At 62.7% G+C, this 26140-nt stretch carries 22 protein-coding genes; 20 read left to right on the forward strand and 2 right to left on the reverse strand.

Annotated elements, in window-relative coordinates:
• Nucleotides 1-3: 3 nt before the first annotated feature.
• The 7 genes from E2A64_RS08500 (at nt 4) to E2A64_RS08530 (ending at nt 7086) form a co-directional block, all read left to right on the forward strand.
• On the forward strand, nt 4-798 hold the full coding sequence (locus E2A64_RS08500; RefSeq protein WP_244598186.1) for a biotin--[acetyl-CoA-carboxylase] ligase: 795 nt from the start codon (nt 4-6) through the stop codon (nt 796-798).
• A complete protein-coding gene (locus tag E2A64_RS08505) occupies nt 795-2462 on the forward strand; it encodes a ribonuclease J (protein ID WP_133283937.1) in 1668 nt (555 codons plus the stop codon). Before E2A64_RS08500 ends, E2A64_RS08505 begins: the two co-directional genes overlap by 4 nt.
• Before the next feature lie 46 nt (nt 2463-2508).
• The gene (gene mce, locus E2A64_RS08510; RefSeq protein WP_133283938.1) at nt 2509-2916 is read left to right on the forward strand and encodes a methylmalonyl-CoA epimerase; all 408 of its coding nucleotides are present in this window, start codon (nt 2509-2511) and stop codon (nt 2914-2916) included.
• 12 nt (nt 2917-2928) lie between these two features.
• Nucleotides 2929-3198: a DUF1467 family protein gene (locus E2A64_RS08515; protein ID WP_133283939.1), complete on the forward strand. Its 270-nt coding sequence runs from the start codon at nt 2929-2931 to the stop codon at nt 3196-3198.
• 497 nt (nt 3199-3695) lie between these two features.
• Entirely contained in the window at nt 3696-5033 is a 1338-nt protein-coding gene (proS, locus tag E2A64_RS08520) for a proline--tRNA ligase (protein ID WP_133283940.1), read from the forward strand.
• Between the two features lie 31 nt (nt 5034-5064).
• Nucleotides 5065-6375: a lipoprotein-releasing ABC transporter permease subunit gene (locus tag E2A64_RS08525; protein ID WP_133283941.1), complete on the forward strand. Its 1311-nt coding sequence runs from the start codon at nt 5065-5067 to the stop codon at nt 6373-6375.
• A gap of 33 nt (nt 6376-6408) precedes the next feature.
• Nucleotides 6409-7086 carry an ABC transporter ATP-binding protein gene (locus E2A64_RS08530; RefSeq protein ID WP_428977470.1) on the forward strand — a complete coding sequence of 226 codons (678 nt, stop codon included), beginning with the start codon at nt 6409-6411 and terminating at the stop codon, nt 7084-7086.
• 142 nt (nt 7087-7228) lie between these two features.
• Here the strand turns inward: E2A64_RS08530 and E2A64_RS08535 are convergent, their stop codons facing one another.
• Nucleotides 7229-7906 carry an alpha/beta hydrolase gene (locus tag E2A64_RS08535; protein ID WP_133283943.1) on the reverse strand — a complete coding sequence of 226 codons (678 nt, stop codon included), beginning with the start codon at nt 7904-7906 and terminating at the stop codon, nt 7229-7231.
• Between the two features lie 229 nt (nt 7907-8135).
• Between E2A64_RS08535 and E2A64_RS08540 the strand changes: the two genes are divergently transcribed.
• The 11 genes from E2A64_RS08540 to E2A64_RS08585 all read left to right on the forward strand — a co-directional run bounded on the left by E2A64_RS08540 (nt 8136) and on the right by E2A64_RS08585 (nt 22182).
• Nucleotides 8136-9302 (forward strand): cysteine desulfurase family protein, encoded by a 1167-nt coding sequence (locus tag E2A64_RS08540; protein ID WP_133283944.1) that lies wholly within the window; start codon nt 8136-8138, stop codon nt 9300-9302.
• Nucleotides 9303-9457: 155 nt separating this feature from the next.
• Complete coding sequence (gene sufB, locus E2A64_RS08545; RefSeq protein WP_133283945.1) at nt 9458-10927, forward strand: Fe-S cluster assembly protein SufB; 1470 nt, start codon at nt 9458-9460, stop codon at nt 10925-10927.
• A gap of 102 nt (nt 10928-11029) precedes the next feature.
• Entirely contained in the window at nt 11030-11188 is a 159-nt protein-coding gene (locus E2A64_RS17815; protein ID WP_158285720.1) for a hypothetical protein, read from the forward strand.
• A 50-nt stretch (nt 11189-11238) separates the two neighbouring features.
• Nucleotides 11239-11994, forward strand: coding sequence for a Fe-S cluster assembly ATPase SufC (gene sufC / locus E2A64_RS08550; RefSeq protein WP_133283946.1), 756 nt, complete (start codon nt 11239-11241; stop codon nt 11992-11994).
• Between the two features lie 24 nt (nt 11995-12018).
• Nucleotides 12019-13290, forward strand: a complete 1272-nt coding sequence (gene sufD, locus E2A64_RS08555; protein ID WP_133283947.1) for a Fe-S cluster assembly protein SufD — start codon at nt 12019-12021, stop codon at nt 13288-13290.
• Entirely contained in the window at nt 13277-14524 is a 1248-nt protein-coding gene (locus tag E2A64_RS08560; RefSeq protein ID WP_133283948.1) for a cysteine desulfurase, read from the forward strand. Before sufD ends, E2A64_RS08560 begins: the two co-directional genes overlap by 14 nt.
• Before the next feature lie 37 nt (nt 14525-14561).
• Nucleotides 14562-14981, forward strand: a complete 420-nt coding sequence (locus E2A64_RS08565) for an SUF system Fe-S cluster assembly protein (RefSeq protein WP_244598187.1) — start codon at nt 14562-14564, stop codon at nt 14979-14981.
• Nucleotides 14982-15098: 117 nt separating this feature from the next.
• The gene (gene sufA / locus E2A64_RS08570; protein WP_133283949.1) at nt 15099-15491 is read left to right on the forward strand and encodes a Fe-S cluster assembly scaffold SufA; all 393 of its coding nucleotides are present in this window, start codon (nt 15099-15101) and stop codon (nt 15489-15491) included.
• A 140-nt stretch (nt 15492-15631) separates the two neighbouring features.
• A complete protein-coding gene (locus E2A64_RS08575) occupies nt 15632-17560 on the forward strand; it encodes an autotransporter assembly complex protein TamA (protein ID WP_244598234.1) in 1929 nt (642 codons plus the stop codon).
• Nucleotides 17561-17563: 3 nt separating this feature from the next.
• Nucleotides 17564-21769: a translocation/assembly module TamB domain-containing protein gene (locus tag E2A64_RS08580; protein ID WP_133283951.1), complete on the forward strand. Its 4206-nt coding sequence runs from the start codon at nt 17564-17566 to the stop codon at nt 21767-21769.
• Nucleotides 21770-21837: 68 nt separating this feature from the next.
• Complete coding sequence (locus E2A64_RS08585; protein ID WP_133283952.1) at nt 21838-22182, forward strand: cupin domain-containing protein; 345 nt, start codon at nt 21838-21840, stop codon at nt 22180-22182.
• 104 nt (nt 22183-22286) lie between these two features.
• Here E2A64_RS08585 and E2A64_RS08590 read toward each other — a convergent pair whose 3' ends face one another.
• Complete coding sequence (locus E2A64_RS08590) at nt 22287-23549, reverse strand: cytochrome P450 (protein WP_133283953.1); 1263 nt, start codon at nt 23547-23549, stop codon at nt 22287-22289.
• Nucleotides 23550-23805: 256 nt separating this feature from the next.
• Between E2A64_RS08590 and clpP the strand changes: the two genes are divergently transcribed.
• Together clpP and clpX are read left to right on the forward strand one after the other, a co-directional pair.
• A complete protein-coding gene (gene clpP / locus E2A64_RS08595; RefSeq protein WP_133283954.1) occupies nt 23806-24438 on the forward strand; it encodes an ATP-dependent Clp endopeptidase proteolytic subunit ClpP in 633 nt (210 codons plus the stop codon).
• Between the two features lie 300 nt (nt 24439-24738).
• Entirely contained in the window at nt 24739-26016 is a 1278-nt protein-coding gene (gene clpX / locus E2A64_RS08600; protein WP_133283955.1) for an ATP-dependent Clp protease ATP-binding subunit ClpX, read from the forward strand.
• The last annotated feature ends 124 nt before the right edge of the window (nt 26017-26140 follow it).

The raw sequence follows: 26140 nt of genomic DNA on the forward strand, positions 1-26140 counted from the left end.
CTTGTGAGCGGATCGTCCGCCAAGACAATCGCGTTCCGGCATCTCCCTCTGGGGGATGTCGGATCCACCAATGCCGAGCTTCTCGAACGCGCCCGCAAGGGCGAGGAAGCCGGTCTCTGGATTACCGCCGACCGCCAGCTTTCGGGCCGCGGTCGCCGGGGCCGGACCTGGACCTCCGAGCCGGGCAACCTCTATTCCTCGCTTCTCCTGATCGATCCCGCCGAACCGCATTTGCTGGGATCGTTGCCGCTTGCCGTCGCAATTGCCGTTCATGATGCGATTGCAGCCGTGTTGCCCGGGGAGGGCAGGCGCCTGGCGATCAAGTGGCCGAACGACGTTCTGATCGACGGCGCGAAAACCTCCGGCATTCTCATCGAGAGCGAGTTTCTGCCCGATAGCAGGCAGGCCGTGGTGATCGGCTGTGGTGTCAACATCGCCCATCATCCGAATGCCGGCGGCTACGCCTCGACCTGCCTTCACGAATGCGGAGCCGGCATCTCGCCGGACGAGTTCTTCGCCCATCTTTTCATGGCGATGGAACATACGCTCGATATCTGGGACGCCGGACGCGGCATCGCCACGATCCGCGACCGGTGGATCGAACGGGCCACCGGCATCGGCGGGCAGATCGCCGTGCGTTTGCCCGATAGCGAGATTCATGGTCTTTTCGCCGGAATTGACGGTGACGGAAGGCTGCTTCTGACCTTGCCGGACGGCGGACATCGCACATTTGCTGCGGGAGACGTGTTTTTTCCAGCTGTCTCCGCAGCACCGAACCAAATACAGGATAACGCATGACACCTGAAAACGACCTCGTCTTCATCCCGCTCGGCGGGGTTGGAGAGATCGGTATGAACTTCGCGCTCTACGGCTATGGTCCGCCGGCCAAGCGCGAATACATCATCGTGGATGTGGGGGTGACGTTTCCCGGCCCGGATCTGCCAGGCGCGGATCTGGTGCTGCCGGACATCTCCTATGTCCAGAGCCTGGGCAATGCCGTCAAGGCCATCGTCATTACCCATTCGCACGAAGACCATTACGGCGCGCTCGCGCAGCTCTGGCCGCTCCTCAAGGTGCCGGTCTATGCGTCCGCTTTTACTGCGGGCATGCTCGAGGCCAAGCGCGAGTACGAAAAGACCCGCGCCGAAGTGCCGGTGACGCTCTTCAAGGCCGGCGAGACATTCAGGGCCGGTCCGTTCGAGATCGAGCCGGTGGAAGTCAACCACTCGATCCCCGAGCCCTTCGCGCTTCGCATCAAGACGCCTCTGGGCAACCTGATCCATACCGGTGACTGGAAGATCGACGCCACGCCATCGCTCGGCCCTGTGACCGACGAAGCCCGTTTCCGCGCCATCGGCGACGAGGGCGTGCTTGCGCTCATGTGCGATTCCACCAACGCCATGCGCGAAGGCATTTCGCCGTCGGAGAAGGATGTCTCCCAGGGGCTGCGCGAAGTGATCGAACAGGCCGAGGGCCGGGTGGCGATCACCACCTTCTCCTCCAATGTCGGCCGTATCCGCTCGATCATGGAAGCCGCCCGCGACGCCGGTCGCGAGGTGCTGCTGCTCGGCTCGTCTCTCAAGCGCGTGGTCAACGTCGCTGACGATCTGGGCATGATGGAAGGTCTGCCGAATTTCATCGAGGAAGACGAATACGGCTATATCCCGCGCGACAAGATGGTCGTGATCCTCACCGGTTCGCAGGGTGAGAACCGTGCGGCGCTGGCCAAGATCTCGCGCGACGAAATGCGTCACGTGGCGCTGACCGACGGCGACACGGTCGTGTTTTCCTCGCGCACCATTCCCGGCAACGAGAAGGCGATCCTCGACATCAAGAACGCGCTGATCGACCGCGGCATCAAGATCATCAATGATGGCGATGCACTCGTTCACGTCTCCGGCCACCCGCGCCGCAACGAGCTTCTGAAGATGTACGAATGGGTGCGCCCGCAAATCCTCGTGCCCGTTCACGGCGAGGCCGCGCACCTGACCGCACAGTCGGAGCTCGCCAGGTCCGCCGGCATCAGCCAGGTGCCGCGTGTGCGCAACGGTTCGATCCTGCGCCTGGCGCCGGGGCCGGCCGAAGTAATCGGCGAGGCGCCCCATGGCCGTATCTTCAAGGATGGCGAACTGATGGGCGAGTTCGACGAGATGGGCATCGGCGAACGCCGCAAGCTCTCCTTCGCCGGTCATGTCTCGGTCAACGTGCTTCTCAACAGCCGCAACGACATCGATCGTGATCCGGAAGTCGTCGCCATCGGCCTGCCGGAAAATGACGGCGAGGTCGATGCCATGGAAGACATCCTCTACGATTCAGTGCTCGGCGCGGTGGAGAGCATTCCCCGCGGCCGCCGCAAGGATCTGGGCAGCCTGCGCGAGGCAATTCGCCGCTCTGTGCGTTCGGCCGCAAACGAGGTATGGGGCAAGAAGCCGGTCGTCACGGTTTTCGTGAACCGGGTCTAGCCTTCAGCCGGGCTCCGGGGGAGGAGCCCAATCGAGGAGTGTCGCCATGCTCGGACGTCTCAATCACGTGGCCATCGCCGTACCCGATCTCAAGGCGGCTGTGGCCCAGTATGCCGGGCCGCTCGGGGCCACGGTATCGGCGCCGCAGCAACTTCCCGAACACGGGGTTACGGTGGTCTTCGTCGAGCTTCCCAACACGAAGATCGAACTCCTGGAGCCGCTTGGCGCGGATTCGCCGATCAACGCCTTCCTCGAACGCAGCCCTTCGGGCGGCATTCACCACGTCTGTTACGAGGTCGACGACATCCTGGCGGCGCGGGACCGGCTGAAGCAATCCGGGGCTCGCGTGCTCGGCAACGGCGAGCCGAAGACCGGGGCGCATGGCAAGCCGGTGCTTTTCCTGCACCCGAAGGATTTCAACGGTACGCTCGTCGAACTCGAGCAGGCCAACTGACGGAGCCCGGAAATGAGTTTCGGAACCGGTTTTGCAATTTATTTCATCATCTGGTGGCTGATGCTGTTCGTCGTCCTGCCGTTCGGACATCGCTCGCAGGATGACGAGGCCGAGGTGACGCTTGGGACGGTTTCCAGTGCGCCCGCCAATTTCAGCCTGTGGAAGGTGGTGCTGCGCACGACCGTGGTATCGGCCATCGTGTTCGCGGTCTACATGACGCTGACCGAGTATATGGGCTATTCGATCCACGACGTCATGGCGCTTTTCCCGGATTTCGCATAGCGCATCCGGTTTCTCGTCTGGCCGCCAATTTCCGTGAAAGCAAAAAAAAACAAGGCCTGAAGCCTTGTTTAAGTTATCGCGTGATCTTTTTCCCTGAAGCGGGGGCTGCGTCTTTCGGCGCGCCTAAGATCTTATCCTCCCAAGACATATGACCGCGAATTGGGCACCTCCTTGGTGGGGATGCCTCATTTATGGCCATAGTGCTAACGCATCTGCGGCGACTTGTCACTCATTTTGTGGGGGGATTTTCTTGGAGATGACGATTTTCTGTCACATTGCGATGAGCGTCCGGTCCTGCATCATCGCCGGGTTTCCTTTGCTTTGGGAAGCGGCTAGAAACGCTGCAACGATGCGGCTTCCCTGCCGACTCGCGCAAGTCTTCGTCTTTGTTTGGAAATTGCTCTGGAAGATGAACTTTCGCGACCGGTGATTTCGGGTGCGGCCCGCATTTTGCCCCAATCGGCCCGCACGCCGTTAGCCAAACGAAGAGTATCCCGATGCGCCTGTCGAAATTCTTTCTCCCCATCCTGAAGGAGAGCCCCCGTGAAGCCGAGATCGTCTCGCACCGCCTGATGACGCGGGCGGGCATGATCAAGCAGCAGTCAGCCGGTATCTATTCCTGGCTGCCGCTCGGCAAGATCGCGCTCGACAAGATCTGCGATATCGTCCGCGAGGAGCAGAACCGGGCAGGGGCTGTCGAGATCCTGATGCCGACCATCCAATCCGCCGAGCTCTGGCGTGAGAGCGGCAGGTATGACGACTACGGCAAGGAGATGCTGCGCATCGAGGATCGGATGGAGCGCGAGATGCTCTTCGGCCCGACCAACGAGGAAATGGTCACCGATATCTTCCGGTCCTATGTGAAGTCCTACAAGGACCTGCCGCTCAACCTCTACCATATCCAGTGGAAGTTCCGCGACGAGCGCCGCCCGCGTTTCGGCGTGATGCGCGGCCGCGAGTTCCTGATGAAGGACGCCTATTCCTTCGACCTCGACTACGAGGCCTCGAAGGCTGCCTATAACCGCATGTTCGTCTCCTATCTCCGCACCTTCGACCGCTGCGGCCTGAAGTCGATCCCGATGCGCGCCGATACCGGCCCGATTGGCGGCAATCTCAGCCACGAATTCATCATTCTCGCCGAAACGGGTGAATCGGAAGTCTTCTGTCACCGCGATTTCGAGCGCTTCGACGTGCCTCCGGCCGATGTCGATTATCAGGACGATGCCGTCATGGCGTCGATCGTCGAGAAGTGGACGACGCCTTTCGCGGCCACCGACGAGATCATGGAAAAGGAAGAATGGGCCCAGGACGCCTGGAAGGCGCTCGGCGACGATACCAAGGTGTCGGCCCGTGGCATCGAAGTCGGCCACATCTTCCATTTCGGCACCAAATATTCCGAGCCCATGGGCGCAGCGGTTCAGGGTCCCGACGGCAAGCAGCATTTCGTCTCGATGGGGTCCTACGGTATTGGTCCGTCGCGTCTGCTGGCCGCCATCATCGAGGCCTCGCATGATGAAGCCGGCATCATCTGGCCGGAAAGCGTCGCCCCCTTCCAGGTCGGCCTCATCAACATGAAGCCCGGCGATGCGGCTTGCGATGCGGCCTGCGAGAAGATCGAAACGGCGCTCTCCAATGCCGGCATCGACTTCCTGCACGACGACCGCGACGAGCGCGCCGGTGTGAAGTTTGCGACCGCCGACCTGATCGGCCTGCCGTGGCAGGTGATCGCCGGTCCGCGCGCCGTTGCCGAAGGCAATGTCGAGATCAAGAACCGCAAGACCGGTGAGCGCGAAACACTCACCATCGAGGCCGCTATCAACCGTTTTGCCGCCTGAGCCGCTTCGGGGGGACGGGCGAGGAGACCGCATGACCGATACGACCACTTCAGCTGACGACACCGGCGCCCGGCCGCTGTCCGAACCCGCGCGGCCGTTCTCGGCTTTCGAACGTCTCGTCGCCTGGCGCTATCTGCGTGCCCGGCGCAAGGAGGCTTTCATCTCGGTCATCGCCGGGTTCTCCTTCGTCGGCATCATGCTCGGCGTGGCCACCCTGATCATCGTCATGGCGGTGATGAACGGTTTCCGCACCCAGCTGATCGATCGTATCCTCGGCGTCAACGGCCACATGATCGTCCAGCCGATCGATCAGCCGTTCAACGACTATGCGGAACTCGCCAGGAAGTTTTCGGCGGTCGACGGCGTCGTCGAAGCCATTCCGCTGGTCGAAGGCCAGACGCTTGCCTCCGGGCAGGGCGGTGCGGGCACCGGCGCCTATGTGCGCGGCATCCGGGCCGACGATCTCGAACAGCTGAAGATGGTCTCCGGCAACATCCAGACCGGCGACCTCGTGGGCTTCGCCACCGGCGAGGGGGTCGCACTCGGTTCGCGCATGGCCGAAAGCCTGGGACTCTCCGTCGGCGACACGATCACGCTGATAGCGCCGGATGGGGACGTCACGCCCTTCGGCACCACGCCACGGGTGAAAGGCTATCCGGTCTCGGCCATCTTCGAGGTGGGGATGAGCGAGTACGACGCCACGATCATCTACATGCCGCTCGAGGAAGCCCAGCTCTACTTCAACTCCGAAGGCACCGTGCAGTCGATCGAGATCATGATCGACAATCCCGACAATGTGGACGAGATGCGCGGCAGGATCGAGGCGGCGGCAGGACGGCAGATCTTCATCACCGACTGGCGGCAGCGCAACCGAACCTTCTTCAACGCGCTGCAGGTCGAGCGCAATGTGATGTTCCTGATCCTGACGCTGATCATCCTGGTGGCCGCGCTCAACATCGTCTCCGGCCTCATCATGCTGGTCAAGGACAAGGGGCGCGACATCGCGATCTTGCGGACGATGGGGGCGACGTCATCGTCCATCATGCGGATTTTCTTCATGACGGGCGCTGCGATCGGCGTGGCGGGCACATTCGCGGGCTTCCTGCTCGGCGTCATCGTCTGCCTCAATATCGAAAGCATCCGGCAGTTCTTCTCCTGGGTGTCGGGCACCGTGATCTTCGATCCGGAACTCTATTTCCTCAGCCAGTTACCGGCGGACATGGAAACCGGTGAGACGCTGACCGTGCTTTTCGTAGCGCTTGGACTGTCTTTCATCGCCACCCTCATCCCCTCCTGGCGCGCCTCGCGGCTCGATCCGGTGCAGGCTCTCAGATACGAATAGGAGCGGCGTTTGACATCCTCGAACGTACTCGAACTGAAAAAAGTCGGTCGTCACTTCCTGCAGGGCGAGCGTGATCTGGTCATTCTCGATGGCGCCGATTTCACGCTGAAGGCGGGAGAAACCGTGGCGCTCGTTGCCCCGTCGGGTACCGGCAAGTCGACGCTGTTGCAGATTGCAGGCCTACTCGAACATCCCGATGAAGGCGAGGTGATCGTCTCGGGCCGCGCCTGCGAGCATCTGGGCGACATGGAGCGCACGGCCGTTCGCCGTTCCGAGATCGGTTTCGTCTACCAGTTTCACCATCTGCTGCCGGAATTCTCGGCGCTCGAGAATATCATGATGCCGCAGATGATCGCCGGCCTGTCGACGCAAGAGGCGAAGGAGCGCGCCGCGCAGCTTCTCGATTACATGCGCATCGGCCATCGCGGCGAGCACCGTCCGGCGGAACTGTCCGGCGGTGAGCAGCAGCGCGTGGCGATTGCGCGCGCGGTCGCCAATGCCCCGAGCCTGCTTCTGGCCGACGAGCCGACCGGCAATCTCGACCCCGAGACGGCCGGTTATGTCTTCGAGGCGCTCGATGCGCTCGTCCGTCAGTCGGGCCTGTCCGCCATGATCGCCACCCACAATCACGAGCTGGCGAGCCTGATGGACCGCTGCGTGACGCTGCAGGACGGCAAGGTGGTGGCGTTCGACCTGAAAAGCCACGGCTGAGGCCATCGAGGTCGTCGATCTCGTGCCCGGAGACATGGCGACGGGCGGCCGCAACTTTCTGATGGCACAAAAGAGCGCCCGGACATGAAAAAAAAAAGGCGGGCCGGAGCCCGCCTTTTTCAGCATCGGGTCCGGCAGAACCCTATTTCAGCTTCTTGGGTGCCGCGTCCGGGACCAGTTCGCCGTTGAGGCGGCGGTCGAGATAGTCCTCGCACTCGCCGATGAGCTCGTCGATCTTGTTGGTGAAGAAGTGGTTGGCGTCCGGCACCATCTTCTGGGTGATCAGGATGCCCTTCTGCAGCTTGAGCTTCTCGACCAGGCCGTTGACGTCCTTTTCCGGCGCCACGCGGTCCGCCGAGCCGTGAATGATCAGGCCGGAGGAGGGGCAGGGGGCGAGGAACGAGAAGTCGTAGGTGTTGGGCTGCGGCGCAACCGAGATGAAACCTTCGATTTCCGGGCGGCGCATGAGAAGCTGCATGCCGATCCAGGCGCCGAAGGAATAGCCGGCGACCCAGCAGTTCTTCGAATCCGGATGCAGGCTCTGCACCCAGTCGAGAGCCGCCGCGGCGTCCGACAATTCACCCGAGCCGTGGTCGAATTCGCCCTGGCTGCGGCCGATGGAGCGGAAGTTGAACCGCAGCGTGGTGAAACCGCGCTCCTGGAACATGTAGAACAGCTGGTAGATGATCTGGTTGTTCATCGTGCCGCCGAACTGCGGATGCGGGTGCAGGATGATGGCGATCGGGGCGTTCTTTTCCTTGCCCGGCTGGTAGCGGCCTTCAAGGCGTCCGGCGGGTCCGTTGAAAATGACTTCGGGCATCTGTACTCCTGGATGCGCGGAAAAGACCGCGGGATCGGTTGGGCCGGGGGGGCCCTGCGGTCTTGACGGGAACGCTTGCGCTCCCTAAACCTAGTTTAGAATTGTTCGAAACTGTGTGGTTTCGATGGATCGCTGGTGTCATAGGACATCGGGGTCGGAAAATTCAAGAAAAATGCGAATCTGTCCGGCCGGAACCGCCCCGCCGGACCCCATGGAACGCTAGAGGACAATGGACAGGCAGCGAGCTTACCTCGACTATAATGCCACCGCGCCGCTTTTGCCGGCCGCGCGCGAGGCCATGGTCGCGGCACTCGACATGCCGGGCAATCCCTCGTCGGTCCATGCAGAAGGCCGTGCTGCACGTGAAGTGGTCGCCAGAGCCCGCGAGGCCGTCGCCCGTCTTTGCGGTGCCGCGCCGGCCAATGTCATCTTGACGTCCGGCGCCACGGAAGCGGCCTGCCATGTGCTGACACCCGACTACCGCATGGGCCGCGCGTCGGTGCGGATCGAGACGCTTTTCATCGGCGCGACCGAACATCCCTGTGTGCTGCGCGGTGGACGTTTTCCCGCCGAGGCCGTCAGGACGCTGGCGGTCGATGCAGATGGCGTGATCGACCTCGAGGCTGCTCGTACGGCCATCGCCGGACGCGGAGAAGGGCAGTTCATGCTCGCCCTGCAGCTCGCCAACAGCGAGACCGGTGTTGTCCAGCCGGTGCGCCGGATGGCGGACATCGTTCATTCGGCCGGCGGCGTGATGGTTGTCGATGCCGTGCAGGCCGCCGGGCGTCTGCCGATCGACATCGAAGCGCTCGGCGCCGATTTCCTGTTCGTCTCCGCCCACAAGATCGGCGGCCCCAAGGGGATCGGTGCGCTGGTCAGCCGCGGCGAGACATTCATGCCCGCGCCGCTCATTCATGGCGGCGGTCAGGAAAAGAGCCATCGTGCCGGAACCGAGAATCTGCCGGGCATTGCGGGCTTCGGGGCCGCTGCCGAGGCCGCGATCGAAGCGCTTCCGGCCATGCCCGATCTCGCTTCCCGCCGCGACATGCTCGAGGCCTGGATGCGGCAGACGGCTCCCGACGTCGTCTTTCACGGCGCGCGCGTGGAGCGGCTGGCCAATACCAGCTATGTCTCGCTGCCGGGTCTGAAGGCCGAGACGGCCCAGATCGCCTTCGACATGGAAGGCGTCGCCGTTTCCGCCGGCTCGGCCTGCTCGTCCGGAAAGGTGGGCGTGAGCCATGTGCTCAAGGCCATGGGCGCGGACGCCGATCTCGGCGCCGTGCGCATCAGCCTCGGTCCGGGAACGCAACAAGAGGATGTGATCGCCTTCCAGAAGGCGTTCGAGAAGCTCAATGCCCGCCGGCTATCCCGGCTTGCGGGACAAAACGCCGCCTGAGGGTAAACAGGACTGGAAATATCCAGTTTTTCTGCCGGAATGTCTGGCAACCTGCCCGAAGGCACCATAAGTAACGCCTGTGACGGCCCGGACGCCAGGTCCGCCACGAGCGAGCAAGCCGCCCGGCCTTGAACCGGTGAGATTGGAGTACGCCAATGCCTGCAGTGCAGGAAACGATCGATCAGGTCCGCAGCATCGACGTCGACCAGTACAAGTACGGGTTCGAGACCATGATCGAAACCGACAAGGCGCCGAAGGGCCTGTCGGAAGACATCATCCGCTTCATTTCCGCCAAGAAGGACGAGCCCGAATGGATGCTCGAATGGCGCCTGGCTGCCTATGAGCGCTGGCTGACCATGGAAGAGCCGGACTGGGCGCGCGTCGAATATCCGAAGATCGACTTCAACGACATCTACTATTATGCGGCGCCCAAGGGCACGAGCGGTCCCAAGACCATCGACGAGGTCGATCCGGAGCTTCTGGCGACCTATGAGAAGCTCGGCATTCCGCTGCGCGAGCAGGAAATCCTGGCCGGCGTCCAGCAGTCCAAGATCGCCGTCGATGCCGTGTTCGATTCCGTTTCGGTCGTCACCACGTTCAAGAAGGAACTGGCGGCGGCCGGCGTGATCTTCATGTCGATCTCGGAAGCCATCCGCGAATATCCGGAACTGGTGAAGAAGTATCTCGGCTCGGTCGTCCCGCAGTCGGACAATTATTACGCCACGCTCAATTCGGCGGTCTTTACCGACGGCTCTTTCGTCTTCGTTCCCAAGGGCGTCCGCTGCCCGATGGAACTGTCGACCTATTTCCGCATCAACGAAAAGAACACCGGCCAGTTCGAGCGCACGCTGATCATTGCGGAGGAGGGGGCGTACGTCTCCTATCTCGAGGGCTGCACCGCGCCGCAGCGCGACGAGAACCAGCTGCATGCGGCCGTCGTCGAACTCGTCGCGCTCGATGATGCCGAGATCAAGTATTCGACCGTGCAGAACTGGTTCCCGGGCGACAAGGAAGGCAAGGGCGGCATCTACAATTTCGTCACCAAGCGTGGCGATTGCCGTGGCGACCGTTCCAAGATCTCCTGGACCCAGGTCGAGACCGGTTCGGCGATCACCTGGAAATATCCATCCTGCATCCTGCGCGGCGACGAGAGCCAGGGCGAGTTCTACTCGATCGCCGTGTCCAACGGTTACCAGCAGATCGATTCCGGCACCAAGATGATCCATCTCGGCAAGAACACCTCGAGCCGCATCATCTCGAAGGGCATTTCCGCCGGGAATTCGAACAACACCTATCGCGGCCAGGTTTCTGCCCATCGCAAGGCTGCCAATGCCCGCAACTTCACCCAGTGCGACTCGCTTCTGATCGGTGACCGCTGCGGTGCCCATACGGTGCCCTATATCGAGGCGAAGAACGCGTCCGCGCAGTTCGAGCACGAGGCGACCACCTCGAAGATTTCCGAGGACCAGCTGTTCTACTGCCTGGCCCGCGGCATTCCCGAGGAAGAGGCGATCGCACTGATCGTCAACGGCTTCGTCAAGGACGTCATCCAGCAGCTGCCGATGGAATTCGCCGTCGAAGCCCAGAAGCTGATCGGGATCTCGCTGGAAGGCTCTGTCGGCTGATCATTCGGTCCGGCGGTATTCGCCGGGCCTGCCGGACCGTCTCCCTCCCGCATTCCGTATCGGCTATATTGTCGGAAACGTGGATGGTTCAGGAGGGTGAAGATGGATCCGGTCAATCTGGTTTACTACGCCGTGGTTTGCGGTGGACTTGCCGCCTATGCACCGCCGATCTCGAAGGCGGCAAAGGCCGGTATCGGAATTGCAACAGGTGCCGTTTCGGCGGCACTTCTGCCCTTCCTCCACCAGCTTCTCGGCTTTTGAATTGAAGAGAAATGCGCGCCCGTGGCGCCAAACTGTCAGGATCGTTGATCATGCTTGAAATCAGGAACCTTCACGCCCGTATCGCCGAAAGCGGCACCGAGATCATTCGCGGCCTGAACCTCACCGTCAAAGCCGGTGAAGTCGCCGCCATCATGGGCCCCAACGGCTCCGGCAAGTCGACGCTGTCCTACATCCTCGCCGGCCGCGAGGACTATGAGGTCACCGAGGGCGACATTCTCTACAACGGCGAATCCATCCTCGAACTGGACCCGTCTGAACGCGCCGCCAAGGGCGTTTTCCTCGCTTTCCAGTACCCGGTCGAAATTCCCGGTGTCGCAACCATGCAGTTCCTCAAGGTCGCCATCAACGAGCAGCGCAAGGCCCGTGGCGAGGAAGAGCTGAAGACCCCGGACTTCATGCGTCTGGTCAAGGAAAAGGCGGGCGAGCTGAAGATCGATCCGGACATGCTCAAGCGGCCGCTCAATGTCGGTTTCTCCGGTGGTGAGAAGAAGCGCGCCGAGATCCTGCAGATGAAGCTTCTCGAGCCGAAGCTCTGCGTTCTCGACGAAACCGATTCCGGCCTCGACATCGATGCGCTGAAGATCGTGTCCGACGGTGTAAACGCGCTGCGTTCGCCCGACCGCGCCATCATCGTCATCACCCACTACCAGCGCCTTCTCGAGCATATCGTGCCCGACAGCGTTCACGTCCTCTACAAGGGCCAGGTCATCCGCTCGGGCGACAAGGAACTTGCCGCCGAACTGGAAGCCAACGGCTACGCCGACATCATCGACGCGGCGGCCTGAGGCTCAACGATCGGAAAGATTGACATGAACATGCAAGCAAAGATCCAGCGCACGCCGGCGGAACAGGGACTGATGGATGCGTTCGACGCTCTCGTCTCCGAACTGCCCGGCGACAGCGCTGTCACCGCCAGGCGCGATCGGCTGATGGCCGATTTCGGCGACAAGGGGCTGCCCTCGCGCCGTATCGAGGCCTGGCACTATACCGACCTGCGCACGCTGCTGCGCGCGGTTCCCGACCATCTGCCGGGCGAGACAGCCGACGAGATCGATCCGGTTCTCGCCGGTTCCCATGTCCTGCCCCTGATTGGCGGCCGCTATGTCGAGCCCCGCGAGATCGAGGGCCTGAAAGTGGCTTCGTTCCGCGACGCTCTGTCCGGAGGTACCGCGACGGAAAGCCTTGCTCCGCTGCGCGAGGACGACGTGATCGGCCGCCTCAACGGTGCGTTCGTGATGGACGGCTACACATTGACGCTGGCAGCCGGTTCTGCGCCTGAAAAGATCATGGAGCTGCAGTCGGTGCAGAACGGCGGGCAGGCCCATGGCCGCTTCCGTCTCGAGGCCGAGGCGGGGTCGCGCGCGACGTTCCTCGAACGCCATGCGGGCGGCGAGGCCAGCGGTCTCACCTCGTCGGTCAGCGAGATCGATCTCGCCGAAGGCGTCGAACTCGTCTGGATCATCGTCCAGGAACGCGGGCTCGAGGACACGCACCTGGCGCAACTGCGCGCCAAGCTCGCCGCCGACGCCAAGCTCACCGTCTATGTGATCAACATGGGTGGCAAGCTGGTGCGTCAGGAGGTCGATGTCATGGTCGAGGGCGAGGGCGCCCATTTCGACCTGCGCTCGATCAACCTGCTCGCCGGACAGAGCCATACGGACCTGACGCTGACCCTCGGTCACGTCGTGCCGAACACGACTTCGGAAGAGATCGTTCGCAATGTCGTGCTCGATCGCGCGCGGGGCGCCTTCCAGGGCCAGATCCGCGTGGCCCGCGAAGCCCAGAAGACCGATGCGCAGATGTCCTGCAACTCGTTGCTTCTCTCCGATGACGGCGAATTCGACGCCAAGCCGGAACTCGAGATCTTTGCCGACGACGTGGTCTGCGCCCATGGTGCGACCGTCGACGATCTCGATCCCGTCCATCTGTTCTATCTCGCCGCCCGCGGCGTGCCGGAAAAGATCGCGCGTGCGCTCCTGATCAAGGGGTTTGTCGAGGAACTGCTTGACGAGCTTGACGACGAGGCGCTGTCCGACGCGCTCAGGGAGCGTGTGGAAAACTGGCTGGATGCCCATGTCTGACCAGGCCGCAGCCCAAGGCTACGACGTCGAGGCGGTTCGCCGCGACTTCCCGATCCTGTCGCGCGAAGTCTACGGCAAGCCGCTCGTCTATCTCGATAACGGCGCCTCGGCCCAGAAGCCGCAGGCCGTCATCGACGCGATCACGCACGCCTATTCGAACGAATATGCCAACGTCCATCGCGGGCTGCATTTCCTGTCGAACGCGGCAACCGACGCCTACGAGGCCGCGCGCGAGACCGTGCGCGGTTTCCTCAATGCGCCGTCGGTCGACAACGTCATCTTCACCCGCTCGACCACCGAGGCGATCAACACGGTCGCCTACGGTTTCGGCATGCCCCATATCGGCGAGGGTGACGAGATCGTGCTCTCGATCATGGAGCACCACTCCAACATCGTGCCGTGGCACTTCATCCGCGAGCGCCAGGGTGCAAAACTCGTCTGGGCGCCTGTCGCCGATGACGGGTCTTTCGATCTGGATGCCTTCACGAAGTGCCTGAGCGAGCGCACCAGGCTCGTGGCCATCACCCACATGTCGAACGTGCTCGGCACCGTGGTTCCGGTCAAGGAAATCTGCCGCATCGCCCATGAGCGGGGCATTCCCGTGCTCGTTGACGGCAGCCAGGCCGCGGTCCACATGCCGGTCGATGTGCAGGATATCGATTGCGACTGGTACGCGGTGACCGGTCACAAGCTCTACGGTCCCTCGGGTATCGGCGTGCTTTACGGCAAGACCGATCGGTTGAAATCCATGCGTCCCTTCATGGGCGGTGGCGAGATGATCGAGGAAGTCACCGAGGAAAAGGTGACCTACAACGATCCGCCGCACCGTTTCGAGGCCGGCACGCCGCCGATCGTTCAGGCCATAGGCCTCGGTGCAGCGCTGAAATACATGGAAGACCTCGGGCGCGAGAACATCGCGGCGCACGAGGCCGATCTCACGTCCTATGCCCGCGAACGGCTCAAGTCGGTCAATGCGCTTCGTATCATCGGCGATGCGCCGGGCAAGGGAGCCATCTTCTCCTTCGAGATCGAGGGTATCCACGCCCACGACATCTCGATGGTGATCGACCGCGCCGGCGTTGCCGTACGCGCGGGCACCCATTGCGCCCAGCCGCTCCTGAAGCGTTTCGGCGCGACCTCTACCTGCCGGGCCTCCTTCGGCCTATATAATACCCGAGCCGAGGTCGACGCGCTTGTCGATGCGCTCGACAATGCAAGAGCCTTCTTCGGCTGAACCCGCGAGCGGAATCCGCCACCCTCCGGAGTGTGACATGAGTGATACGACAACAGATCAGACTGACAACGCGGCCCCGGCCAATGACGTGAAGGCCGACGATGCGAAGGACAACGCGCCCGCCACCGCTTCCGCGATCCCGCAGGAAGAGCTGGCCCGGCTGTCCGACGACATCATCATGGCGCTCAAGACCGTCTATGACCCGGAAATACCGGCCGATATCTACGAGCTCGGCCTGATCTACAAGGTCGACATCGAGGATGACCGCTCGGTGAAGATCGCCATGACCCTGACGGCCCCCGGTTGTCCGGTGGCAGGCGAGATGCCGGGATGGGTCGAAAACGCGGTCGGGACCGTGGAAGGCGTTTCCGGCGTCGAGGTCGAAATGACCTTCGATCCGCCCTGGACGCCCGATCGCATGTCGGAAGAGGCACAGGTCGCCATCGGCTGGTACTGAGGGCTGTCGGGCAGGGGAACTTGCTGCCAGCCACGTCTCGCCTTACATTGGTGGTCCACACTGTTGGACAATCTCGAAGCGGCGGACCTTGAACCCGCCTGCGGAAGGAGAATGAGAATGGCATTCGAAATCATGACCCTGACGGACGCTGCAGCTGAGCGTGTCCGCCAGATCGTGAACACCGCCAAGGAGCCGGCAACCGGCATCCGCGTGGGCATCAAGAAGGGTGGCTGCGCCGGCATGGAATACACCGTCGACCTCGTCGACGAGGCCGGGGACAAGGATGATCGCGTCGAGCGGGACGGTGCGACCGTCTATGTCGCTCCCGAGGCGACGCTCTACCTTCTCGGCACGCAGATGGATTTCGAGGTCACGCGACTTCGCTCGGGTTTCGTTTTCAACAATCCGAACCAGACGTCCGCCTGCGGCTGCGGCGAATCGGTGGAGTTGAAGCCCGCAGACCTGGCGCGCCTTGCCGAGCAGGGCGATCCGGTTGTTCGCAATAACTGACGCGCGGCCCCCGGTGTATCGAAAAAGTTGGAATAATTGATCGATCGCCGGGCGCTAACCCTTTCCAAATCATTACGGACCACTTTAGAATTGTTCAGATGCCGTTCACTGGTGTCTGCTAGAGTGGAATGATGTTGAACGTGCCGTCACATATAGTACCGGCGCGCGGTCGTGGGCGGCTGCGCTCGAAAACGGTCGCGTTTCTGGCGGTGACGGTCCTCTCATTTACATCCGTGACCGCTCCCGCGCAGGCCATCGAGATCTTCGGCTTCAAGTTTTTCGAGAAGGACGGCGACGAAACGCCGGTCGTCAATCCGCTCGATTACACAGTGACCTTCGACATCCAGGGCAACGGAGATCCGGATCTTCGCGAAAAGCTCGAATCGGCTTCCGCGCTCAAGCGCAGCGAAGAAGAACCCGTTCCGGGATCAGTGGGGCTGATATCGCGGGCACGTTCAGACTTCGAACAACTTGTCGGCGCGCTTTACGAGGATGGCCGCTTCAGCGGCCTGGTGAAGGTGAGCCTCGCCGGCCGGCCGCTTGAGACCTTGGCCCCGGACACCGACCTCAAGCCTTACGAACCAGTCCCGGTGATGTTCACCGTCGAGCCCGGTCCGCAGTTCCGGTTCGGCGAGATCGTCATGCGGCGCGAGGACGGCTCGGAGCTCGATCCCGCGGCCTACGGTCTCGAGCCGGGCGCCGTCGCCTATTCGACAAACGTGCTCAATGCCGAGGAAAAGGTGGTCGCCGCCATGCGCGAACTCGGCCGCCCGCTGGCCAGGGTCGAGGACCGCAATATCGTCGCCGACCACGATAGCGATACGCTGGATGTGACGATCGTCGTCAACGCCGGACCGGTTGCGCCCTTCGGCCCGACGGCTGTCGAGGGCACCGAGGATGTCGACCGTGATTTCGTGGCCTACATGACCGGTATCGATCCGGGCGAAACCTACGATCCCAGGGAACTCGAAGCTGCCGAGAAACGCCTCAAGGCGCTCGAGGTCTTCAATGCGGTCACGGTGAGGGGCGCCGACAATCTCGACGCCAACGGCGCCGTGCCGGTCGAGGTCAATGTCAGCGAGCGCAAGTTCCGCTATATCGGCCTCGGCGCAACCTACTCATCCACCGACGGTGGTGGCCTGGAAGGCTACTGGGGACACCGGAACCTGTTCGGGCGCGCGGAGAAACTGCGTATCGAAGGCTCCGTTTCGGGGATTGGAAGCACCTCCGAATATGATGACCTGACCTATCACGGTGCGCTCCTGTTCGAGAAGCCGGGGGTCATCGGGCCTGCCTCCACCTTCACGTCGCGCCTTTCCGTCGACCAGGAGAATCCGGACGCCTATCGCAGCTTCTCCGTGACGGGTGCTGTGGGGCTCAAATACAAACTGACCGAAAAGCAGACGCTGTCCGGTGGGGTCGAACTCGAATATGCCAGGATCACCGATTCACTGGTGACCGACCAGGAGACGCTGACGGCTTCGGTCCCGCTCGAATGGGTCTATGACGGCCGCGACGACGAACTGGATCCGACCTCCGGCTTCCGTCTTCTGGCTCACATCGAGCCCGCCTACGAGTTCAATCAGGGCAATAGCTTCGTCATCGCAAGGGGCGAGGCTTCGGCCTATCGCGCGCTCGATGATGCCAAACGCTTCGTCGTGGCCGGTCGTGTGGCCGGCGGTTCGATCGTCGGGGCCGACCTGACGGACATTCCCGCGACCCGCCGTTTCTACTCCGGCGGCGGCGGTTCAGTGCGCGGTTATGCCTATCAGGGAATCGGACCCAAGGATGAGAATGGTGACCCGATCGGTGGGCTGTCCTATATGGAAGCCAATGCGGAAGTCCGCATCGGCGTGACCGACAAGATCGGTATCGTGCCGTTTATCGATGTGGGCGCGGTTTCGACCGGTACGGCGCTCGAAGGCGCAGAGTTCCAGGCCGGAGCCGGCATCGGTCTTCGCTACAAGACCCCGTTCGGTCCGCTTCGCATCGATTTTGCAATCCCGCTCAACCCCGGACCCAATGATCCGGATTACGGAATTTACGCCGGAATCGGCCAGGCCTTCTAGAAAATGGCAGATAAACCCCGGAAGAAGCGCAGCCGCCGCAGAAAGGCGGCGATCTGGTCCCTTCAGGGGCTGGTGGCGATCGTCGTCCTGCTCATCGCGGCGGTGATCTTCCTCGTCGCCACGGTCCCCGGCGGCCGGATGATCGCGCTCATCGTCAATCGCCTGGGATCGAACGAGGTTCAATCCGTCGATCTCGCCGGTGTCACCGGCCTGATCAGCGGCGATACGCGCGTCGAATATCTCGTCATCGGCGATGGCGAGGGAAATCCCTGGCTGCGACTGGACGGCATCGAGATCGATTGGTCGCCCTTTGCGCTCTTTTCGTCCGGTCTCGCGATCGACCGTCTGCATGTTGAAAAGGTCAACGTTTTGCGGCTGCCGGACGCGGGCGAGGAAGCGAGCGAAAGCTCGGGTGCGCTGAATCTTCCTATCAATGTCGATATTGAAGACTTTGATTTGCCTGAGATTATTCTCGGTGAAAAGGTGGCAGGCATCGAGGCGCGTTTTTCGACCGGTGGCAGGCTCAAGGTCAATTCCGACCTCTCCGACGTCAACACCAATATCACGCTCGACCGCATCGACGGCGCCGGTGGCTCCCTGAAGCTCGAGGCCAACGTCAACCTGCCGGACAAGCAGTTCGATCTCGATGCGGATCTGGCCGAACCGGCGGGCGGCGTGATCGCGCGGCTGGCGGGGCTTCCGGACAATCAGGCCATCAATATTTCCGCCGATACCAAGGGCACCCTCGACGATTGGCAACTCGACGTCGCCGGCCGCATCGACGGCAACGAGGTGGCGACGGCCAAGGCGAGAATTCAACAGCGGGAAGACGGACGGCAATTCGAAGCCAGCGCCCGCGGCCAGCTCGGCCGCTTCATGCCGCCGCTTGCCGCCGATCTTTTCGAGGGCAACACCGATCTCTTTGCCTCCGGTCTCGTCGAACTTGAAAATCAGGGTGTCCAGATCGAGGTCTTCTCTCTCGACAGCCAGAGCTTGCACGCCGAAGGGCAGGGCAGGCTCGCCAGGGAAGGCCGGTCCGATTTCACAGCCACCGTCACCGGTGCCAACGGTCCGGTGCAACTGGCATTCGGCCAGGATGAGGGGCGCGTTGAACTCGCGCTTTCCAAATTGGACCTGACTGTCTCCGGCGAGGCGAATGCGGCGGACGTGACGGTGAACGCCACGCTTCCGTCCTTCGATAATGCACAGCTGAGCGCGGAAAGCCTCACGCTGCAGGCAAAGCTGCCGGAGTTCGACCTGACATCGCAGTCGGGTTCGGGAACGGCGACGCTGAAGGCCGCCTCGATGGGGGCTGCCGATGCAACGCTTGCCAAGGTTCTGGCGGGCGAGGTCACACTGGCGACCGACTTCGCGATCGAAGGCAATGATTTCTCGACGACTTCGACGACGGTGCAGACCGGCACGGTGGCGCTGGAGTTTGCAGGTGACATCGATACCGCGGCGCTGACCGGCTCTGGCCATCTCGAAGGCCGCATGAATTCCGCCGTTCTGGCCGACAACCTGCCCGACACCGTCGGCCCGCAGATCACCGTTTCCACGGACCTGACGCTGCCCGGGGACAACGCGGTCTCGGTATCCGATCTCAGGATCGCCGCCGACCATCTCACCATCACCGGCTCCGCAGATCTCGCCGCCGACAAGGCGATTTCCGCAAAGCTGGCGGCAAGTCTGGAGAATGTCGCGGCTCTCAATCCGCTCGCCACCGGTTCGCTCGCGGTCAGCGCCGATGTCACCGGAACCGTTTTCGCACCCGAGTTCTCCGTGGTCGTGGAAGGGACGGATATCGCCGTCGATGGCAAGGACGTCGAGGACCTGAAGATCACGGCGGATGGCAAGCTCGAATCCAATAGCCCAACCGCCGATGTGCGGATTTCCGGCAGCTATCTCGGCAAGCCCATTGTGGGCACGGCCACGCTTGCCTCGCAGGGGGGAGCGAGCGTGATCGATCCACTGCGGCTGCAGGTGGAGGACAACACGATTTCCGGTTCGCTGACGCTCGATGGCGCGTTCAGGCCCGCGGGCAACATCGATCTCGACCTTGCCGATATCGGCGCTCTGGCGGCCCTTGGCGGCGTGGAAATCGCTGGGCGCGGGGAAGGGCGGCTGGTCTTCTCCATCGAGGACGACATCCCTGTCCTGGCCGCCAATCTCGACGTGCCGGAATTGTCCGGCACCGGCTATCAGGTGGCCGATGCCTCCGTGAATGCCACCATCGACAACTATCTGGCACAACCGGGTGTTGCCGGCACCGCTCGCGTCGGCCGGGTGATCGCGGGCAAGACCGCCATTCGCGACATCACCGTCGACGTGTCGCTCTCGGATGGCTGGACCAATTTTACCGGCGATGCGACCGCGGACGGCAGCCCGGTCGATCTGAAGGGGCGCGTGCGGCAGGCTGGCGGTGCAACGGAGGTCGAGCTCGAGACCGCTCGCATCGCCTATGGCGGACTGGCAGTGAGCCTGACCGAGCCGGCAAGGGTCAAGGTCCGCGACGGCACCGCGCAGATTGAAAAGCTCGTCCTCTCACCCGGCGGCGGCAGTGTTTCGGTGACCGGCAGCGCCGGTGAAGACCTCGATCTGGATGTGCGGCTGAATGCGGTTCCCCTGACGGCGATCGACGCGGTTGCTCCTGGTACCGGGCTGCGCGGCGCGCTTTCCGGCACGGTCGATGTCACGGGCGCGGCATCCGCGCCCGTTGCCCGCTATGATCTGACCGCCGACGGCGTCTCGGCCAATGCGCTGGTTCCGATCGACGCGCCGCCGCTCACTGTAACCGCCAGGGGCGCCTATCAGGGCGATTCCGTCACTTTCAACGCCACGGCAGGCGGCGGGGGGCTTCGGCTGAACGCCGACGGCTCCGTCGGCCTGACGGGTGCCAGATCGTTGTCGATCAAGGCCGATGGCACGGCCCCCTTCAGCCTGGTTGCCGCACGGCTCGCTGCCCAGGGGCTCGTCCTCGACGGGACGGCGGACGTGAACATGACCATCGGCGGCACGGCATCCTCGCCGGATTACAATGGTACCATCCGGTCGTCCAATGCCCGCTTCATCGATACGGGTTCCGGGATCGCGATCAACAAGCTCTCCACCGAGATCGCCCTCAACCGCCAGAGCGTCAATCTGCGCTCGCTGACGGGAGAACTGTCATCCGGCGGCGCTCTCAGCGGTTCGGGTACGATCGGCCTCGACGGCAATGCCGGATATCCGGGCGACCTGTCGATCAAGGTCGCCAATGGCCGCTACGCCGACGGACGGCTGGTCGCCACGCGTTTCAACGCCGCGTTGACGGTCACCGGTCCGCTTGCGACGCAGCCGGTTCTGGGCGGCACGCTGGATCTCGGCGAGACGACAATCACCGTCCCGTCCACCCTGCCGGGGTCGATCTCCCAGCTTCAGGTCGATCACCGCAACGCCAATGCGGATATCCGCAGGCAGGATGCCGAACTGGCGCAGGATGACGCAAGCGGTGCCGGGGGCGGTGGTGGCGGAATCGGCCTCGATCTGCAGGTCAACGCCCCGCGCCGCATCTTCGTGCGTGGCCGCGGCATCGACGCGGAATTCGGCGGATCGCTGACGCTGAAAGGCACCACGGCCAACCCCGTCGCCGTCGGCGGCTTTGACCTCGTGCGCGGCCGTCTGGAGATTCTGGGCAAGCGCCTCGACTTCGATTCGGGCCGTATCGGCTTTTCCGGCTCGATGATCCCGAGCCTCGATTTCGAAGCTTCCACGAACGCCGGAAGCGGTACCGCGACGATCCTGGTTTCCGGGCTTGCGACCAGGCCGGAATTCGATTTCACCTCGTCGCCCTCCATGCCCGACGACGAGATCATGGCCCAGCTGATCTTCGGCCGCTCCGTCTCCAATCTTTCGCCGCTGCAGATTGCCCAGCTTGCGAGTGCCGCCGCCGAACTCACCGGCGTGACCTCCGGCGGCGGCATCGTCGGCCAGTTGCGCAAGGCGACCGGCATCGACAATCTGGACGTCCAGACCAACGAGGAGGGCGAAACGTCGGTCGGCGTGGGCAAATACCTCAACGACCGCACCTATTTCGGTCTCGAACAGGGCACATCGGCGGGGTCCGGCAAGGCGACGATCGATCTCGATGTCGGGCGCGGCATCAAGCTGCGCGGCTCGGCGAGTTCCGACGGCGAAACCAAGGGCGGCATCTTCTTCGAGCGGGACTATTGACGAAGCGCGCTTGACTTGCCGTGCGGCGCGGCGCCTTTCTGAGCCAGGATTTCAGCAGGAGCCGCGCCATGTCCGATCTCATTCTCAACCTGACCACAGATGCGGCTGACGCCGAACATGATGCGCCGGCGCCTGAAAAGGTGCTTGCCGGCGATCCGAAATTCTCCACCTGGAACGTCGAGGAACGCGACGGGCTTTATTGCGGTATCTGGGAAGCCACGCCCGGCAAGTGGCGCATCTCCTACGACGAATGGGAGTATTGCCGCATCATCTCGGGCGTTTCGGTTCTCACCGAGGAGGGCGGCGAGGCCGTCACCGTGCGCGCCGGCGACAGCTTCATCCTCCGACCGGGATTCAGAGGAACCTGGGAGGTGCTCGAAACGACGCGCAAGGACTACGTGATAAGGCTCTAGACCGTTTCGCCTTCAGGCGTAAACGGATGGGTCAGACAAACGATTGAGTTCGTTTACGCATTTCGATTCTGCCGATTCCGACAAAATCGAAATTGCTCCAGCGCCTACCAGATGAGGTCCAGCCCTTCGACGCCGCGGAAATGGAAGGCGTCGCGCCATCTGGGCGGCTCGGCCAGCTTGAGGCCGGGCAGGCGCCTGAACAGGATCGGAAGGGCAATCTGCAGTTCGAGACGCGCAAGCGGCGCGCCGATGCAGAAATGAATGCCCGCGCCGAAGGCCAGATGCGTGCCATCGGCCCGCCCGGCGACGAATGCGTCGGGATCGGGAAACTGCTTCGGATCGCGCCCGGCCGCTGCCATCATCAGCCCGATGCTCTCGCCCTTCTTCACGGAAATGCCGGGAACGGGCTCGCAATCGGCAAGCGCATAGCGGGTGAACATGTGGAGCGGCGGATCGATCCGCATCAGTTCCTCCACGGCACGTTCGGTCGCCTTGTCGTCGCCTGAAAAGATCGCCGCGCCGTTGAGCCCGCGCCCGAGTATCGTGGAGACCGCGTTGCCGATGTGGTGGACGGTCGCCTCGTGTCCGGCATTGAGCAAAAGGATCGAGGTGGAGATGACTTCCGCCTCGATCAATGCGTCCGCGCCTTCGCGAGCCGTCAGCATGTGCGAAATCAGGTCTGTGCCCGGCGCCTTGCGGCGCTCTGCGATGATCGAGCGGATATAGTCGGAAAAGGCCCGCGAAGCGTCGTTTGCCGCGTCCTCGGTCTGCCGGTTTCGCCCGAACATGTACATCCGCACCATGCGGTGCGACCAGTCGAGCAGCTGGGGCCCCATCTCGCGGGGGATGCCGAGCATGTCGGCGATCACCGTCACCGGGATGATTTCGGCATAGGAGGAAATGAGCTCGGTACGGCCATCGGCCTGGAACCGGTCGATCAGCTCGTTGGTGAGGCTTTCGATCTCCGGGCGCAGGCGTTCGACCTGGCGGGAGACGAAGGCGCGGTTGACGAGCGTCCGGAGCCGGGTGTGGGCAGGTGGTTCGAGTTCCAGCAGCGAATGGGCCTCGATCGCGTCGAAATCCGCGACGTGCGCCGCAGGCTCCGGCCAGCCGAGTTCCTCACGGCTTGCCACATGCAGGATCTGCCGTCCGAAGCGCTTGTCGCGCAACAGCTTGCTGACCATGTCGTAGCCGGCAAAACACCAGTGGCCGTAGTCTTCCCAAAAGACCGCGCCGCCCTGGTCATGGATTGCTCCATAGGCGGGGTAGGGATCGGCGAAGAAGCCGGTGTGGCGCGGGTCGAGCCGCATGCGCGGGCCGTCGAAAACGGGCAGGCTTGAGGCGAGGGTATCTGAAACTCTGGACATGGCCGCACCGTTACCGCAAACAGGGCCCATGTCCAATGTGCAAATGTCGCGTCAAGCTCCGCGAAAGCAAGGCGCGCGAGCATGGCAGGCGACAATGCGTCGTAAGGATTCGGTTAACCATGCGGCCGCGACAAGAACTGCACCTTCTTTCCAAGGCTTGCGTCTTGAAGATGTGGGTGGTCAGTCTCTATCTAGGGTCTGACGAAAGACACTGATTCCCGGCCTGCACCATGGCCGGACCGTTAAGGGGAATGGGATGACTAGAACAGTCGATACTGCAATGGCGCTCGTGCCGATGGTGGTCGAGCAGACGAACAGGGGCGAACGTTCCTATGACATCTTCTCCCGCCTTCTGAAGGAGCGCATCATTTTCATCACCGGTCCCGTCGAGGACCAGATGGCGACGCTGGTTTGCGCCCAGCTTCTCTTCCTCGAGGCGGAAAACCCGAAGAAGGAAATCGCGCTCTACATCAACTCGCCCGGTGGCGTCGTCACCGCGGGCATGGCGATCTACGATACCATGCAGTTCATCAAGCCGGCCGTTTCGACGCTCTGCATCGGCCAGGCCGCCTCCATGGGCTCGCTCCTGCTCTGCGCCGGCGAGAAGGGCATGCGCTTTGCCACGCCGAATGCCCGCATCATGGTCCACCAGCCCTCGGGCGGCTTCCAGGGCCAGGCCTCCGACATCGAGCGTCACGCGCAGGATATCATCAAGATGAAGCGCCGGCTCAACGAGGTCTATGTCGAGCATACCGGCCGGGATTACGAAACCATCGAGCGCACGCTTGATCGCGACCACTTCATGACAGCCCAGGAATCGATGGATTTCGGCCTCATCGACAAGGTCATCGACAAGCGCGCCAACATGGAAGGCGAAGCCGCCGAGTAGGACGATGCGCGGGACGCGCCCATATGCGCCTGATTACCAATATTTCCGGATGGAAATTGGGGATAAGGGACTGGCGCATGGCGCGGCCCGCGTTAATAATGCACGTTAAGCCTATGTTGAAGCTGTGGTGCGTAACGTGACCAAATCGCCGGGGAACTCGTTGCCTTCGGTCCGGAACAAGGATTAGTCTCGGGCTGGAATGTACCCCGAAACGCCGTGCGGTGGAGCCTCCCGAACCGACCACGCGGCAGCGGGCAGCTCCGGCGACAGCAAGCCGGAGCGGACTGGAAGGAAGTTGAAATGAGCAAAGTCAGCGGTAGCAACGGCGGCGACTCCAAGAACACGCTTTACTGCTCTTTTTGCGGAAAGAGCCAGCACGAAGTTCGCAAACTGATCGCCGGACCAACCGTCTTCATCTGCGATGAATGCGTCGAACTCTGCATGGACATCATCCGTGAGGAGAACAAGACCTCGATGGTGAAGTCGAGGGACGGCGTGCCCACGCCGCAGGAAATCATCACCACGCTCGACGAGTATGTCATTGGCCAGCACGACGCCAAGAAGATCCTCTCCGTCGCCGTGCACAACCACTACAAGCGCCTCAACCACGCCTCCAAGAACGGCGAGATCGAGCTGGCGAAGTCCAACATCATGCTCGTCGGCCCGACCGGCTGCGGCAAGACCTATCTCGCCCAGACGCTGGCGCGCATCATCGACGTGCCGTTCACCATGGCCGACGCCACCACACTGACGGAAGCCGGCTATGTGGGTGAGGACGTCGAAAACATCATTCTCAAGCTGCTGCAGTCGGCCGACTACAACGTCGAGCGGGCGCAGCGCGGCATCGTCTATATCGACGAGGTCGACAAGATCAGCCGCAAGTCGGACAACCCCTCGATCACGCGCGACGTGTCGGGCGAGGGCGTCCAGCAGGCGCTTCTGAAGATCATGGAAGGCACGGTGGCCTCGGTCCCGCCGCAGGGCGGACGCAAGCATCCGCAGCAGGAATTCCTGCAGGTGGACACCACCAACATCCTGTTCATCTGCGGCGGCGCCTTCGCGGGCCTCGACAAGATCATCTCCGCGCGCGGCGAAAAGACCTCGATCGGTTTCGGCGCCTCGGTCAAGGCGCAGGACGAGCGTCGCGTCGGCGAGGTCCTGAAGGGTCTCGAGCCCGAGGACCTGGTCAAGTTCGGCCTTATCCCCGAGTTCATCGGCCGTCTGCCGGTTCTGGCGACGCTCGAGGACCTCGACGAGGATGCGCTGATCCAGATCCTGACCGAGCCGAAGAACGCTCTGGTCAAGCAGTACCAGCGCCTGTTCGAGATGGAAGATGTGGAACTCACCTTCCACGAGGACGCCCTGCGCGAGATCGCCCGTCGCGGCATCGTCCGCAAGACGGGTGCCCGCGGCCTGCGCTCGATCATGGAGAAGATCCTTCTCGACACCATGTTCGAACTGCCGGAACTCGAAGGCGTTCGCGAAGTCGTGATCTCCGACGAAGTCGTCAGTGGCGCCTCCCGTCCGCTCTACATCTATTCCGAGCGCGACGACGAGAAGGGCAACGCTACGGCCTGATATCTTGCGGGGCGGGAAGGCGGTCATGCCGCGTCCCGCCCTTATTGCATGCGCAATGCCTTGCCTCTTCTGCGGAGGGAACGCGTTGTCCTTTCGGAAGCGGCGTGTTTTCGGTTGAAAGCGC

It is taken from the genome of Pseudohoeflea suaedae, assembly GCF_004354915.1.
In the GTDB taxonomy this organism is placed as follows: Bacteria; Pseudomonadota; Alphaproteobacteria; order Rhizobiales; family Rhizobiaceae; genus Pseudohoeflea; species Pseudohoeflea suaedae.